The following is a 15,094-nucleotide window of genomic DNA, read 5'->3' on the forward strand; positions in this document are numbered from 1 at the left end:
TTCGCTTTCTGGCCAGGATGTGCGCTCAGCCTATGTGCAACGGGTCGATCTGGACGCGGGATGGATCGGTGTCGTGGCGGGCGCTGAGGACGCCGGTCGCGCGGCGCAGCGCGGCCGCGAGGGCGAGTCCGCGCTGCCGGGGCACCCGGACCAGCATCCGGCTCACCGGCTGCTGGGCCGTCATGCCGGGCGGCCTGCGGGCGCCGATCGGCAGGTCGACGGGTCCGAGGGGTTCGGCGTCCTCGGGGAGTTCGGCGGTCGCGAGAAGCGCGGTCACCGCGTCGTACGGGCCGTCGACGGCGGCGATGTGGACCGCGGGCGGCAGCCCCACCTCGGCGCGGGCGTCGAGTTCGAGGTCGGCGTGGCCGACCGGATCCCAGCGGATCAGCGACTGCACGGTCGGGATCGCCGCCTCCGCGATCACGGCGACCACTCCCCCGTCGGATCGCGGGCGGACCTGGGCGGCCGCGGCCATCCAGCGGCGCAGGGTGTCCTCGGCGGCGCGCAGATCCTGGCGGCCGAGCAGTGCCCACCCGTCGAGGAGCAGGGCGGCGCCGTATCCGGCCTCGGGTACCGGTTCGGCACCCGGCGTGGCGACGACGAGGGCGGGGCGGTCCGGTACGGCGGCGACCATCGCGTCGCCGCCGGAGGTGATGACCTGGGTTCCGGGAAAGGCGCGGCCGAGTTCCTCGGCGGTGCGGCGGGCGCCCACCACCACGGCGCGCACCGATTCGGATCCGCAACGCCCACAACGTAGTTGGGGTTCGTCGCGGCCGCACCACCGGCACACCGCGGCACCGCGTTCGGGCAGCGACAGCGGACCGGTGCAGTGTCTGCACCGGGCGATCGCACGGCAGCGGGCACACGCCAGCGCGGGCACGTAGCCGCGCCGGGGCACCTGCACCAGCACCGGCCGTCCCCCGTCGAGCGCGGAACGTGCCGCGCGCAGCGCCATCGACGGCAGCCGCGCGGTCCGGGCGGCGGGGTCACGTTCCTGTTCGAAGCCGTCGTCGTCGAGCGCGACCACCCGCGGCGCCGCCGCCCGCACCGTCGCGCGGGTGGCCACCAGATCGTGCGCCCAGCCGCTGCGCACCAGCGCCTGGGCCTCGGCCGTGCGCGCGTAGCCACCGATCAGGGCCGCGCACCGCAGCTGGTGCGCGCGCAACATGGCCACCTCACGGGCGTGCGGATACGGGGCCCGCGGTTCGGCGAGCGAATCGTCGCCGTCGTCCCACACCAGCACCAGCCCGAGATCGCACACCGGCGCGAACACCGCACTGCGCGTGCCGATCACCACGCGCGCGCCGCCGCGCAGCACCGACAGCCAGCGCCGGTAGCGCTGCGTGGGCCCCAGCCCGGCCGACAGCGCCGCCACCCGGTCGTCGCCGAGGAGTGCGACGACCGCGGCGTGCAGGGCGTCGACGTCGCGCTGATCCGGCAGAATCGCCAGGACGCCGCGACCGGCCGCGGCGGCGACGGCCGCGGCCTCGGCCAGACGGTCCGCCCAGCGCTCACCGGGCAGCGCCTGCCAGACGGCGCGGGCGGCGCGGCCCTCCTCGATCGCGGTGAGGAACTGCCCTGCGCGCGCATAGGCGTCCCACGCGGTGCGGTCGATCGGTCCGACCGTCAGCGGCGGCGGCGCGGCCACGGGTTCCTTCTCGACGCGGGCGTGGCGGGGCGGCAGCGCCAGCCGCAGCACGTCGGGCCGGGTGCCGGCGTAGCGGGCGACGACGGCGTCGGTCAGCCTGCGGATGTCGGGGGTGAGCACCGGTTCGGCGGAGACGACACGGTCGAGCCAGCCGAGCTGGCCGACGTGGTCGGTCTGGGATCGGCGTTCGAGCAGATAGGCGTCGACCAGGCGGCCGCGAAAGCGGACCCGCACCCGTACCCCGGGCTGGGCGTCGTCGGAGCAGTCGGCGGGGACGAGATAGTCGAATTCGCGGTCGAGGTGCGGGACCGTCAGCATCGGCAGCACGCGCGCGATCGGTTCGTGCTCGGCCGCCTGCCGGATCGTGGTCACCCCGTGGGTCTAGCAGACGGCCCCGACGCGCGAAGCACTCACCTACAGCGCGAAGTGCTCCTTGTAGATCTGTCCGTGCACGCCGACGGTGCGGTCCACGACCTGGGAGATGGTGAAGTCGCTCGCAGCCGAGAGATAGGCGTAGGCCGTCGCGCGGTCCATGCCGCGGTCGTGTTCCAGGTAGTCGAGGGCGTTGACGACGGCCCGGCGCATCGCGATGTTGAGATCGCTGCCCTGTCCGCCGCCCTGGCCGCCGTCGGGGTCGGACAGTCCGATGGGGATCCACGCCTGCGCGGTCTCGGCGAACGGGTAGTGGTAGGCGACGCTGGGGGCGTCGCCGGATCCGGGTTTGCAGACCGTGAGGCGGAACGTGCCGCGCAGCGAGCCCTCCATGGCGGTCAGCGCCACCTCACCGTCGCCCATCGCCATGTGCGGGTCGCCGACGTAGAACAGCGCGCCGGGGGCGAACACCGGGACGTAGAACGTCGACCCGGGGCCGAGGTGTTTGATGTCGATGTTTCCGCCGCCGATCGTGGGCGGGATGGAGTTGGCGTTCGGCGGGTTGAGCCCCTCGTCGCGGGCGAACGCGACGCCCATCACGCCCATGAAGGGGTTGAGCGGGAACCGCGCCGAGCTGGAGCCGCCGACCGGCATCACGCCGCGGCCGTCCTGCACCGGGGTGAACACCGACACGCTTCCCCACTGGGTCGGATCGGGTGCGGACCGGTCGTCGGTGCCGGTCGGCGGCATCACCTCGGCCAGCGAGATGCCTGCGGGCGCCGCCTTGTCGGCGGTCAGCCCGAGCGCGCCCTTGCCGTGCCGGCTTGACACCACTCCGTAGGGCACCCGCGGGATAGTCTCCAGCGTCTCGATCTTCAGCACGTCACCGGGTTCGGCGCCCTCGACGAAGATCGGCCCGGTCACCACGTGCGGACCGTCCTTGGCGAAGTCGCGGGGCGTGCGATTGTATTCAGCGGCAATGACTTTCGCGTCATCGAGTACGTCGGATTCGCCGACGCCCTTCCCGCCGAAGTACTCGACGGGGTTGCGGCCCTGGTCTTCGAGGATGCCCTCGTGCGACACCGTGTCGATGGTGACCGTCTGGCCGCTGCGCATCCGCAGCACGGGCGTCGCGTGCACGGTCGGGACGTAACCCCACAGCACCTGATCGGGCAGCGAGGACAGGTAGTGATCCCCGCTGCGATCCCCCTGACCGGGCTGCAGGACCGGGATCGACGCGTACGGGGGCGCGGGCGCCTCCGCCTTGGACTCCGGTCTCGAACACGCGACGACGGCCGCCGTCGCACCTACTCCGACAGCGGCCGTGTGCAGGAATGCCCTGCGTCCCATCTGAGGCATAGGGCGCAACCTATGCAGCTCCGGTTACCTAGACGTTAGCGCGAGTTTTCGCCCGGTTTACCTCGAGATACCGGTCGACCTGCTCGGGCTCGAGCGTCTTCGACCAGATGGTGAGTTTGTGGTCCGGGCCCGCGTCCTCGTTCTCCTCGGCGCGCTTGGCGGCGGCGGCGCGGAAACCGGCGACGCCGAGCACCAGCGACGCGGCCAACGCGGCGCCGGCCAGCGCGGCGAGTTGGCTGCCGTGGGCCAGTGCCGCGACGAACAGTCCCAACCAGACGAAGCTGGTGAGCATGACGAGGTAGGCCAGACCGGTGACGACGGACGAACTGGTACGGGTCAACATGGAGCCTCCTTACAGAACGCTACGCGTATCGTAGCGCTACGCCCAGTGTAGCGTTGTTCGCGCGGCAGATATTCCCGGCGAGAGGCGGTCCCACCGATGACCGAGCGCGGCAGCGTCGAGGACCGCATCGGAGCGTCCACGCTGGACCTGCTGCGCAGCCGCGGGCCCGGGTCGGTCACCGTGGAGGCTGTCGCGGCGGCGTCCGGCGTGGCCAAGACGACGATCTACCGCCGCTACAGCGACCGGCGCCAGATGCTCTCCGACGCCCTGTCACGGCTGCCGGTCGCGACTCCCCTGGATCCGCGGACCACGCCCCAGGACCTGCTGCGCTGGCTGATCGAGCACGCCGTGCAGGACGTCGAGGACGGTGTCGGACTGGGCGGGGTGGCAGCGATGCTGACCGGCGCGGACCCGGAGTTCACCGCGCTGTTCCGGCAGCTCTTGGTCGACCGACGCAACCGCCTCACCGCCGCGATCGAGGCCGGCAAGGCCGCCGGCGCCCTGCGGGCCGACACCGACGGCACCACGCTGCTCGACGCGATCGTCGGCGCCTACCTCGCCGAACAGGCCCGCACCGGGGGCATCACCGACGGCTGGGAGAAGCGGTTGTTCGACCTGTTCTGGCCGGCGGTGGCCGCCGAACCGCGACCGGCCGGGAGGTAGCCACACATGGTCACCTTGGACCGGCTGATCAACGTGCTCGGCGGCTACGGAGTCCAGCTGCGGGCCTGCTCGGTGCCGCGATCCACCGCCCTGCGCAGCGTGGTCATGCACGAGCAGACCGACGAGCGCGTGGTCACCGGTGACGTGCTGCTGGCGATCGGTGCCGAGTCGATGGAGGACGCGGTGGCGTGGGCCCGGGCGGCCCGCGCCGCGGTGGTGCTCGTCGTCGGCCAGGTCGAACACGACGGGACGGGTGGCCCGGTCCAGGACCTGACCATGGACGCCGCCGCCCCGGCCGTCATGGTCGTCGACCCCGGGATCTCCTGGAGTGAACTGGCCGCGATCGTCTACGGACTGGTGCTGGAGGGCCGCGAGACCGAATCCGGCCGCGGACCGACCGATCTGTTCGCCCTGGCCGACAGCCTGGGCGATGCGATCGGCGCCGCCGTGACGATCGAGGATCCGCACTGGGAGGTGCTCGCCTACTCCCGGCTGCAGCAGGGCGCCGACGGCGCCCGCGCGCAGACAATCCTCGCCCGGCGGGCGCCGGACCGGCTGCGCGCGCTGTTCGTCGAGCTCGGCGTCCACAAGCATCTCGCCGAATCCGACGATCCGCTGTTCATCCCGCCCGCTCCCGAACACGAGCTGTCCGGCCGGATGGTGGTGGCCGCGCGCGCCGGGCGCCAACTGCTCGGCTCGGTGTGGGTGGCGTGCCCGGAGACGTTGCCCGATCCGCAGCTGCGCGCCCTGTCCGACGGGGCCCGGATGGTCGCCCTGCACCTGCTGCGGTCGCGGGCCAGCGCGGATCTGGAACGGCAGGTGGAGTCCGAGCTGGTGATCGGCCTGCTGGACGGCACCGCTGATGCGTCGACCGTGGCCAGCAAGCTCGCGTTGCCAGCCGCCGATCTTCGGGTGATCGCGCTGCGGGCGTCGGTCGGCGAACAGCGCCACGCCGCGCTGCTGCAGGTCTTCGAACGGGCCACGGCGGGGTTCGGCTGGTCGCGGCCCGGCCGCAGCGCACTGGCCGGCGCCACGGTCTACACCGTGCTGCCGACCGCGTCGGTGGAGATCGCCCGCCACTGGGTCGCGGACCTGCGCGCGTCCCTGCCGGACCGGATGTCCGTGCGGGCCGGGATCAGCGCCCCGGCAACGGTCCTGGAGATCCCCGCGGCCCGCGACGAAGCCGACGAATGCCTGGCCCTGCACGAATTGCGGCCCGCCGCCGCCGACGCCGTCGCCTACGACGAGTCCTGGGACGACATCCTGCTGCAGCGCCTGCGCGTCGCCGCCCGGGCGGGCCGCGCACCGCAGCGCGGACCGATCGCCGATCTGCGCCGGCACGACGCCGGGCACGCCACCCGTTACGTCGACACCCTGCGCGCGTGGCTGGCCGCCCAGGGCGACCTGCACCAGGCCGGTGAACTGCTCGGCGTGCACGAGAACACCGTCCGCTACCGGATGCGCAGGATGGCCGAGGTGACGACGCTAGACCTCGACGACGTCCGCAAAAGGCTGGCGATGACCGTGGAACTCGCCGCAACCGACGATTTGTCGCCTCCGGACAGCCCCGCCTAATCGGCTTGTCGCCCCGCGACAACGGTCCAGGCGGGTTTCCTTGCCACCATCGATGTGGACAGGAGTATCCGCAGGGAGGTGAGTCGTGGTCGGCGAGGGTTTCGACGATGTGCGCTCGGCGATCGTCGTGGGCGCCGGCATCGTCGGACTGTCGACCGCGTGGTTCCTGCAGGAGCGCGGTGTCGATGTCACGGTGGTCGACCGCGAGGGCGTCGCCGCCGGGTCCTCCTGGGGTAACGCCGGCTGGGTCGCACCGGCGCTGACGATCCCGATCAACCACCCGGCCACACTGGCCGCCGGGGTGGCGTCGCTGGCCGATCCCCATGCACCCCTGCACATTCCGCTGCGGGCCGACTTCTCCCTGGCTGCCTTCCTCGCGCGGTTCGCGTTCCACTGCCGGATGTCGTCCTGGGACCGCGCGGTCGCCGCGAACCTGCCGTTCAACGAGGAATGCCTCGAGGCGTTCGACGTCCTGACCGCCAACGGGGTCGACGCGGTGACCACCGACGGTCCGATCATGGCGGTCTTCACCGGCGCGCAGCAGGCAGGTCATCTCGTCGACGAGATCTGCCGGATGCAGTCGGCCGGCCAGCCGACGTCCTACACGCGGCTGAGCGGCGCGCGGCTCGCCGAGCAGGTGCCGCTGGCTTCGCCCGCCATCACGGCGGGCATCGAGATCGACGGTCAGCGCTACGTCGACCCCGGCCGGTTCACCCAGGCCCTGGCTCGTTCGGTGATCGACCGCGGCGGGGCGATCCTGCGCCGCGAGATCGTCGACGTCCAGCCCGCCGCCGACGGCGTTCGGGTGTACGCCGACCACGGCCTGCCGCCGCTGCGCGCCGACGCCGCCGTCGTCGCCACCGGCGCCTGGCTGTCGCGGCTGGCCGGCCGCTGGATGCGGACCCGCGTCCAGGCCGGGCGCGGATACTCGTTCACCGTTCCTGTCGACGCACCCGTCCCGACCCCGATCTACCTCCCCGAGGTGCGGGTGGCGTGTACGCCCTACCGGGGCGGTCTGCGGGTGGCGGGCACGATGGAGTTCCGCGGACCCGACGAACCGGCCGTACCGGCCCGCATCGAGGCGATCATCGCCTCGGTCGCCCCGCTGCTCGACGGGGTGCGCTGGGACGAGCGGACCGACGAATGGGTCGGCTCCCGGCCTGTCAGCTCCGACGGCCGTCCGCTGGTCGGTGCGGTGACCCGCGGCGTGTACGTCGCCGGCGGCCACGGGATGTGGGGTCTGGCGCACGGACCGGTGACCGGCCGTCTGCTGGCCGAGCAGATCACCACCGGCAAGCAACCCGAGGGCCTTCGCCCGCTCGACCCGCTGCGCTGACACCGAAAGACCAGCACCGAGTCGTCAGGGGCGGCGAATCGCCCCGCCCCTGACGACGGCATCTGACCACTCGACCCACCTGGAGGCTGACAATGACCGTTGCACAACGCTATTGGATCGGAACGCAGGCTTATCAGAAGTTGCAGGACGAACTCGCGACCCTGCGCCACCTGCTCGCGACCGAGGCGCTGGACGACAGCTCCGAGGACCTGGTGACCGTGCAGCGCGCCCGGCAGGCCCGCATCCAGCACATCCACGACATGCTGCTCAACGCCACCGTCGGTGACGAACCGCCGGACGACGGGGTGGCCGAACCCGGCATGGTGCTCACCGTGCGCTTCGACGAGACCGGTGACACCGAGACGTTCCTGCTCGGTCTGCGGGGCGTGGCCTACGGCGACCTCGAGGTCTACTCACTGAGCTCCCCGCTCGGCGCGGCGCTGCTGGGCGCCCGCGTCGGCACCAGCTGCACCTACACGGTGCCCAGCGGCGCCACCATCCCGGTGACCTTGCTCAAGGCGGTGCCCTACGGCGTGCACGACCACGCCGGCTAACACGCATCCGCGCCGTGCAGGGGGGGTGTTAGGTTACGAAGCCGATGGATCCGTAACCACGGGAACACCTCCCCTGCACGGTAAGGACACACCACCCATGGGCACATACGCCGTGACCGGATCCGCGTCGGGAATGGGCAAGGCCGCCGCGGATCGGTTGCGCGCCGACGGCCACACCGTCATCGGCGTCGACCTGCGCGACGCGGAGGTGGTGGCGGATCTGTCCACGCGCGACGGCCGCTCTCGCGCCGCCCGGGAGGTGCTCGCCGCCGCGGAGGACCACCTCGACGGCGCCGTACTCGCCGCCGGCCTCGGGCCGGGCAAGGGTGAGCAGCGGCCCCGGATGATCGCCGAGGTCAACTATCTTGGCGTGGTGGAACTGCTCGAATCATGGCGCGCCGCGCTCGCCGCCATGGGTCACGCCAAAGTCGTTGTGGTGTCCAGCAATTCGACGACCACCACCCCCGCGGTACCCAGCCGGACGGTGCGCGCGCTGATGGCGGCGGACGTCGAGCGCGCTCTGCGCACCGTGCGGCTGTACGGACCGGTCCGGCCGGTCATGATGTACGCCGCCTCGAAGCTCGCGGTCAGCCGATGGGTGCGCACCCGTGGGGTGCGACCGGAATGGGCAGGCGCCGGTATCCGCGTCAACGCGCTCGCCCCCGGCGCGGTGCTGACCCCGCTGCTAGAAGAACAACTCGCCGACCCCCAGCAGCGCAAGGCCGTCCAACGCTTCCCGGTCCCGGTCGGCGGCTTCGGCGACCCCGCCCAGATGGCCGAGTGGATCCGGTTCATGCTCTCGGACGCGGCCGACTTCCTCTGCGGCAGCATCATCTTCGTCGACGGAGGCACCGACGCGCACTTCCGCGCCGAGGACTGGCCGCGACCGGTGCCGCTGCGCCGCATCGTGCGCTACGTTCGGCGATTCCTCGGGCACGGCCTGTCGGCATGAGCGCCGGGGCGGGTCGCGCGAAAACCCCTGGGCGACCACGTGACACGTCGATCGACGACCGGGTGCTCTCGGCCGCCCGCGACCTGCTCATGGAGGTCGGCTGGAACGGGCTGAGCATGCGGCTGGTCGCCGCACGCGCCGGTGTCGGGCGGGCCAGCCTCAACCGCCGATTCCCGTCGAAGGCCGAGCTGGTGCTGCAGGCCATCCTCGGCGAAGCGCCCGATCTGTCCCCGTTCTCCGGCACCGACTTGTCCGGCTGGATCGACTGGGTGGTGCGGGGCAGTCACGAACTGTTCAGCAGGGAGGCCGTCCGCATCGCCGTCCCGGGTCTGCTGCTGGCCCTGCGCGAGAACGACGAGCTGCGAAAAGCATTGTGGCAGAACTTCAGTGGGCCGGCGGTGCAGCTGTTCGCCGCCCACCGCGACGCCACCACCGAAGACGAGCGCCGCCGGGTCGACCTCGACGCCCGCGCGGTGCTGGCGATGGCGGCCGGGGCCGCGCTGTTCATGACGACCGTCGCGGTCGACGACGACTCCGAGGCGTTACGCCGGCACATCGCCGATCTGCTGACCACCGCCGTCGTCCACCGGGCGCAGTGAGGCGATGATCGCCCCCTTCGGATCCCGCCAGTGGATGTCCAGCTCCGCGCAGGTCCTGCTGTCGTCGACGGGCGTCGCCGCGGTGAGCAGCAGGGCGGCCTCGTAGCTGAGCCCGTCACCGAGACTCACGTAGCGGCCTGCCGCGTCGGAGACACGGCCGAGCGCACGCATCGATCCGGGCCTCAACGGGATCCGGCGGATCCGCCGCCCGGTGCCCTCCTCGAGCGCGTCCACCATCTGGTCGAACGTCAGCAGCCGGCCGCCGCACGTGTACCGCCGCGGCCCGCAACCGGGGGTCATCAGCCGCACATGGACCTCGGCGACGTCACGCACGTCGACCATCTGCATTCCGCCGCGCAGCGACGGCGCCATCCCCCACCGCACGATCGGAGCCCAGCCCCGTTCGGTGACCCCCGCCGCCGTCCCGAAGGCGGGGCCCACCACGCTGGACGGATAGGTCACCACCACCGGTGCGCCGGCGTCCTGAAGTCGGCGGGCGGCCCGGTCGGCGTAGCCCTTGGTCTTCGCGTAGGCGCTGCGCCCCTCCGCGGTCGGCGAATCGGGAGTGATCACCCCGTCCGGCGGCGGGAACAGCGCGCTGTAGGAGCTGACCGACACCACCGGGTCCAGACCCATCTCGACCGCCCGCGTGAGCACCGCCTCGGTGGCGTAGGCGTTGACGTCCCACATCAGTTGCGCTCGGCGCTCGTCGGTGCCGACGATGCCCGCGGCGTGCAGCACGGCGTCGGCGCCGGTGAGCAGTTCGTCGACCGTCTCGGCGTGCCGCACGTCGCCGGTGAGCACCGTGACCGGACCGAGCACCTCGAAGCGGCGCAGGACGGGCGCGTTCACCTCCTGCGGCGCCACCAGCAGACGCACCTCGTGCCCCGCCTCGAGCAGCGCCCGCACAGTGTGTGCCCCCAGATAGCCCGTTCCTCCGGTGACGGCGATTCGCACGGCCCACTCCTCATCGATTGCGTGCCAGATTCGGTGCCAATGGTATCGGAAGGGTTGTTCCGTCCGGCACGGAACCGATCCGAACCCGCCCCGGCGACGAATGCCGGACATGACAGCTCTTTCCACCATCGCCAAGATCCCCGGCCAGACCCTCGAGATGGTCGGCTCCATCGTCGGTGTGCGCTGGGGTACCGAAGAACCGTCCTACACCGTCGTCGAGCGGGTCGGTCCGGTCGAGATCCGGCGCTACGGCCCCCGTATCGCCGCCGAGACCACCATCGACGCCGACGAGGACGAAGCGCGCAACATCGGCTTCCGCCGGCTGGCCCACTACATCTTCGGCGGCAACCGGACCCGCGCCGAGATCGCGATGACCGCGCCCGTCCACCAGAATCGGGCGCAGAACGAGAAGATCGCGATGACCGCCCCGGTGGCGCAGTCCGTCGACGGCCGCGAATCGGTGATCCGCTTCTACATGCCGTCGAAGTACACCCTGGACAGCCTGCCCGAGCCGGACAACGACCGCGTGGTCCTGGTGCCCGTCCCGTCCGAGACCGTCGCGGTGCTCCGGTACACCGGTGACCGCAGCCCGGAGGCGGTCAGCAGCAAGCGTGCGGAGTTGCTGGCCGCGCTCGACGGCAGCACTCACACCACCGTTGGCGAACCCTTCTCGTGGTTCTACGACCCGCCGTTCACGTTGCCGTTCCGGCGACGCAACGAGATCGGCGTGCGGGTCTCCAGCTGACCCGCTGAGCCTCCGCCGTGCCGGGGTCCGCTCCCGGGCAGGGCTTCGGCCGCATGCGACGATGGCCTCGGAGCTTCGCGGACGGGGGGACGTGATGAGCGGTAGCCGGCTTCGCGGCAGCCTGTTCGCCGTCGTCGCGGTGGTGGCCGTCCTCAACGCCATGGCACCGTTCGGTGAGGACGCCGCCCGCGTGTTCGCGTCCGCGCTGCAGGCCTGTATCGGCATCGGTGCGATCGTCACCGCGGCCGTGGTCGCCCGTCGGGTCGCCGGCCCCGCCCGGTGGTGGCGAGTCCTGGTCATCTCGGCGATGGGGTGCTGGGTGGTCGGCGAGGCGGTCTGGTGGTCGTCCGGCGCAGCGCAGCACGGCGGCACGGCCGCGCTGCCCGGGACCATCGCGTATTTCGGACCGCCGGCCCTGTCGCTCGCAGCGATGATCGTGCTGGCGGTGTCCAGCGGGGCCCTCGAGCAGCGCCCGGACCGTTCCTCGTCCTACTACCGCGCGGTCGCGGTGCTCGACGGGGTGCTGGCCGCGCTGGCCTTCACGATCCTCGTGTTCATCTCCCGGGAGGGCGCGGTGAGCGGGTTGGCCCTCCCGCACTCCCGCGACGCCGGCGTCGTCGTCAGCTACTCGGTGCTACAACTCTCCGTCGTCGTCGCGGCGACGCTGTTGGCGATGGCGTATCGGCGGGATCGCCCGTCCCGGGCGAACTTCCTGCTGCTGTCCGGTGGCGTGCTGGTGATCGCCTCCTCCGACCGGCTGATGGCCTATCTGCTGACCCTCGGACTGGAGAACGCCGATCTGTGGGGTGGGGTCGGCTTCACCCTCGGCCCGCTGATGATCGCGTACGCACTGCTGCCGTTGCCCCGGCGCGAGCGCGTCCGCAGCGGCGAGGCCATGGACTGGGTGCAGGCGGTTCTGCCCTACATCGGTTTCCTGGGGACCATCGTCCTGCTGTCGTTCCACCTGCTCGGCGGCCGCACAATGGAACCGGTCGTGGTGCTGGCGGGGCTGGGCACGATCGTGCTCGTCACGCTGCGGCAGATCATGGCGATGCGCGCGCAGCGGACCCTGACCCGGCGGCTGTTCGAGACCCAGAGACGGCTGGCCCACCAGGTTCACCACGATCCGCTCACCGGCCTGCCCAACCGGCTGCTGTTCGGCCAGCGCCTCGACGCCGCGATGCGCCACGGCCGGTTCGTGCTCGTCTTCGTCGACATCGACGACTTCAAAGACGTCAACGACAAGTTCGGCCACGCCGCCGGCGACGAACTGCTGTCCGCGGTGGGCGCCCGGCTCGGCGATTGCGTCCGGGACACCGACACCCTCGCCCGGATCGGCGGCGACGAGTTCGCCGTCCTGGTCGAGGGCGACCCTGACGCTCCCCGAGCCGAGACGCCCGAGGAGATCGCCGACCGGTTCCGCGTCGCCCTCGACCCGCCGTTCGCCGTGCACGGTTCCTCGGTGCGCGTGCGGGTGAGCATGGGCCTGGTCCGGCCGTCCGCCGATCAGCCTGTCGACAGTTCCGACGAGCTGCTCCGGCAGGCCGACATCTCCATGTACGCCGGGAAGCGGCTCGGCAAGGACACCGCGGTCGTCTACCGGCCCACCGGCGTGACGGTCGACTTCCCCAGCGCGCTGCGGCGCGCCGACGGCGAGGCGCCGGCGGGTTTCCGGTTGGTCTACCAGCCCGTCGTCACCCTGCCCGACGGAGACATCGTCGCGGTGGAGGCGCTGGCCCGGTGGACCGCACCCAACGGCATGCAGATCCCGCCGCTGACCTTCGTCGCCATGGCCGAGGGCTCCGGGCTCGGCGCCGACCTCGACGCGCTCGTACTCGACATCGCGTGCCGCGAGGTGCGGGCGCTGGACGCCGACTTGGCCATCCACGTCAACATCGGCGCCGCGCGACTGGGCAACCGGGCGTTCGAGCGGCAGGTCGCGCGGACGGTGGAGCGGTACGGCGTCGACCCGGCCCGCCTCGTCCTGGAGATCACCGAGACCGTCCCGATCGTCGACCTGACCGAGGGCGCCGCCGCGATCGAACGGTTACGCGCCCTCGGCGTCAAGATTGCGCTCGACGACTTCGGCGCCGGGTTCAACTCCCTGACGTATCTACAGGTGCTGCCGGTCGACATCATCAAGCTGGACCGCGGGCTGGCCGTCGGCGCCGAACCCGGGCGCGGCATCGCGCTGTACCGATCGATCATCTCGGTCTGCGAGGCGGCCGGACTCGACGTCATCGCCGAAGGGATCGAGACGGCCGCGCAGGCCGACGCCGTGCTGTCGGCCGGCTGTCACCAGGCGCAGGGCTATCTGTTCGGCCGACCGCTACCGCTGGCCGAGATCCCGGGCCTCATCGGGTCCGACCGAAGAAGAAACCCGCGCTGATCAGCAGCAGCGACGCCGCGTACGCCCACCAGATCGGCACCGCGAGCGCCTCGGAGCGCAGGATGAACCGGCCGATGCCGATCATGGCGTCGGACACCGCGAACGTCACCGCGCCCAGCGCTGTCCACGGCGTCGGCAGCTTGGCCAGCAGCGCCGCGCAGACCATCGCGCCCAACACCGCGATGTAGGCGGTCACCGGAACCGCCATCCCGTCGGCCACCAGGTGCGGCCAGAACCACACGAGCAGCGCCGCACATGCCACCACCGTCGCCGCGACCGCCGCCAACCGGGGCGCGGAGCGGGTCGCCAGCGGGATCAGCGCGGCCAGGAAACACAGATGCGCGATCAGGAACGACGCCAGTCCGAGCACGAACGACGGTTCCCACCACGGGATCGCGAGGAGGAAGTCGCCCGCGGCGGAGAACAGCAGCGCGGGCACCAGCCACCGGCGTTCACGGGCTACGGGGTGACCGACGGCCGCGGCGGCCAGCAGCACCGCCGCGGTGGCCTTGACGGCGGGTTGTGCGGCGAACTGACCTGTGAGCTCCGCACCGGCCGGGAGACGCAGAGCGGTCACGATGAGGAAGACGCCGTAGCCGGCGGCGACCAGCGCCGCGACGCCCCACAGTCGGACTGTCCGGGGGCGTGCGTACGGTGAGGGCGTGTCCGTCGCAGACGAGAAGCCGCCGATTGACGTCATCCTGCAGAAGGTACTGGACGCCGTTCCGTTCCAGCTGTCGACCGACGAGGGGGTGGAGGTGGCGCGGCGCCGGCTGCGCGACCTGCCGAGGCGGCCGGTGCATCCGGAGGTGACCACCGAGGACCGCGTGATCCCCGGGCCCGCAGGCGATCTCGGCGTGCGGATCTACCGTCCTCCCGCGGCGGGCGATCGGCCGCCGGTGGTGGTGTACTTCCACGGCGGCGGCTTCGCCGTCGGAGACCTGGACACCCACGACGGCACCTGCCGCGAACACGCCGTCGGTGCGGCAGCCGTGGTCGTCTCGGTCGATTACCGGCTGGCCCCCGAACATCCCTACCCGGCAGCCGTCGAGGACGCGTGGGCGGCGACGCAGTGGGTGGCCGACCACGCAGACGAACTGGGCGCCGATGCCGGGCGCCTGGCGCTGGCCGGCGATTCGGCGGGCGGCAACCTGGCGGCGGTGATCTCCCAGCGCGCCCGCGCGGCCGGCCGACCCGCCATCGCGTTCCAACTGCTGTGGTATCCGGCGACGATGTGGGACGAGTCGCTGCCGTCGTATGCCGAGAACGCCGCCGCCCCTGTGCTCGACCGCGCCGCGATCCTGGCCTTCTCCCAGTGGTATGCGTCCGACGCCGACTTCACCGATCCGGAACTCGCTCCCGGCCGCGCCTCGGATTTCGCGGGCCTGCCGCCGGCGTACGTGGCGGTCGCCGGCCACGATCCGCTGCGCGACGACGGGGTGCGCTACGCCGAACTGCTCGCCGACGCGGGAGTACCCGTCGAACTGCACAACGCGACCACCCTGGTTCACGGCTATCTCGGCTACTCCGGCGTCGTCCCGGCGGCCACCGAGGCGACCGAGCGCGGGCTGGCCGCATTGCGCTCGGCCCTGCACCCCTGAG

Annotated in this window: 14 protein-coding genes; 9 read left to right on the forward strand and 5 right to left on the reverse strand. The window is 72.0% G+C overall.

What is annotated here, in order from left to right; all coding sequences use genetic code 11:
- Positions 1-25 precede the first annotated feature (25 nt).
- Genes A5757_RS08215 through A5757_RS08225 form a run of 3 tightly spaced genes read right to left on the reverse strand, consistent with a single transcriptional unit; the run spans position 26 to position 3,722 of the window.
- The gene (locus A5757_RS08215) at positions 26-2,020 is read right to left on the reverse strand and encodes a primosomal protein N' (RefSeq protein ID WP_066831183.1); all 1,995 of its coding nucleotides are present in this window, start codon (positions 2,018-2,020) and stop codon (positions 26-28) included.
- A gap of 42 nt (positions 2,021-2,062) precedes the next feature.
- Positions 2,063-3,379 (reverse strand): acetamidase/formamidase family protein, encoded by a 1,317-nt coding sequence (locus A5757_RS08220; protein ID WP_066831186.1) that lies wholly within the window; start codon positions 3,377-3,379, stop codon positions 2,063-2,065.
- A 28-nt stretch (positions 3,380-3,407) separates the two neighbouring features.
- Positions 3,408-3,722 carry a hypothetical protein gene (locus A5757_RS08225; protein ID WP_066831190.1) on the reverse strand — a complete coding sequence of 105 codons (315 nt, stop codon included), beginning with the start codon at positions 3,720-3,722 and terminating at the stop codon, positions 3,408-3,410.
- 96 nt (positions 3,723-3,818) lie between these two features.
- On the opposite strand from A5757_RS08225, the gene A5757_RS08230 reads away from it, so the two are divergent.
- The 6 genes from A5757_RS08230 to A5757_RS08255 all read left to right on the forward strand — a co-directional run bounded on the left by A5757_RS08230 (position 3,819) and on the right by A5757_RS08255 (position 9,401).
- Positions 3,819-4,385, forward strand: a complete 567-nt coding sequence (locus A5757_RS08230) for a TetR/AcrR family transcriptional regulator (protein WP_066831193.1) — start codon at positions 3,819-3,821, stop codon at positions 4,383-4,385.
- Positions 4,386-4,391: 6 nt separating this feature from the next.
- The gene (locus A5757_RS08235; RefSeq protein ID WP_066831196.1) at positions 4,392-5,960 is read left to right on the forward strand and encodes a CdaR family transcriptional regulator; all 1,569 of its coding nucleotides are present in this window, start codon (positions 4,392-4,394) and stop codon (positions 5,958-5,960) included.
- A gap of 85 nt (positions 5,961-6,045) precedes the next feature.
- On the forward strand, positions 6,046-7,296 hold the full coding sequence (locus A5757_RS08240; protein WP_066831199.1) for an FAD-binding oxidoreductase: 1,251 nt from the start codon (positions 6,046-6,048) through the stop codon (positions 7,294-7,296).
- A 92-nt stretch (positions 7,297-7,388) separates the two neighbouring features.
- Positions 7,389-7,850 carry a GreA/GreB family elongation factor gene (locus A5757_RS08245; RefSeq protein WP_066831202.1) on the forward strand — a complete coding sequence of 154 codons (462 nt, stop codon included), beginning with the start codon at positions 7,389-7,391 and terminating at the stop codon, positions 7,848-7,850.
- A 97-nt stretch (positions 7,851-7,947) separates the two neighbouring features.
- Positions 7,948-8,802 carry an SDR family oxidoreductase gene (locus A5757_RS08250; protein WP_066831205.1) on the forward strand — a complete coding sequence of 285 codons (855 nt, stop codon included), beginning with the start codon at positions 7,948-7,950 and terminating at the stop codon, positions 8,800-8,802.
- Entirely contained in the window at positions 8,799-9,401 is a 603-nt protein-coding gene (locus tag A5757_RS08255) for a helix-turn-helix domain-containing protein (protein ID WP_066831208.1), read from the forward strand. The genes A5757_RS08250 and A5757_RS08255 overlap by 4 nt, the downstream gene beginning before the upstream one ends.
- Here the strand turns inward: A5757_RS08255 and A5757_RS08260 are convergent.
- A complete protein-coding gene (locus tag A5757_RS08260) occupies positions 9,345-10,358 on the reverse strand; it encodes an NAD-dependent epimerase/dehydratase family protein (protein ID WP_066831210.1) in 1,014 nt (337 codons plus the stop codon). The genes A5757_RS08255 and A5757_RS08260 overlap by 57 nt on opposite strands.
- Before the next feature lie 109 nt (positions 10,359-10,467).
- Between A5757_RS08260 and A5757_RS08265 the strand changes: the two genes are divergently transcribed.
- Positions 10,468-11,103, forward strand: a complete 636-nt coding sequence (locus A5757_RS08265) for a heme-binding protein (RefSeq protein WP_066832272.1) — start codon at positions 10,468-10,470, stop codon at positions 11,101-11,103.
- Between the two features lie 94 nt (positions 11,104-11,197).
- Positions 11,198-13,492: a bifunctional diguanylate cyclase/phosphodiesterase gene (locus A5757_RS08270; RefSeq protein ID WP_066831213.1), complete on the forward strand. Its 2,295-nt coding sequence runs from the start codon at positions 11,198-11,200 to the stop codon at positions 13,490-13,492.
- Here the strand turns inward: A5757_RS08270 and A5757_RS08275 are convergent.
- Complete coding sequence (locus A5757_RS08275; RefSeq protein ID WP_066831214.1) at positions 13,458-14,192, reverse strand: lysoplasmalogenase; 735 nt, start codon at positions 14,190-14,192, stop codon at positions 13,458-13,460. The genes A5757_RS08270 and A5757_RS08275 overlap by 35 nt on opposite strands.
- Between A5757_RS08275 and A5757_RS08280 the strand changes: the two genes are divergently transcribed.
- On the forward strand, positions 14,155-15,093 hold the full coding sequence (locus tag A5757_RS08280) for an alpha/beta hydrolase (RefSeq protein ID WP_066831216.1): 939 nt from the start codon (positions 14,155-14,157) through the stop codon (positions 15,091-15,093). The two genes, A5757_RS08275 and A5757_RS08280, sit on opposite strands and share 38 nt — an antisense overlap.
- The last annotated feature ends 1 nt before the right edge of the window (position 15,094 follow it).

It is taken from the genome of Mycobacterium sp. 852013-51886_SCH5428379 (genome assembly GCF_001665575.1).
GTDB lineage: Bacteria > Actinomycetota > Actinomycetes > Mycobacteriales > Mycobacteriaceae > Mycobacterium.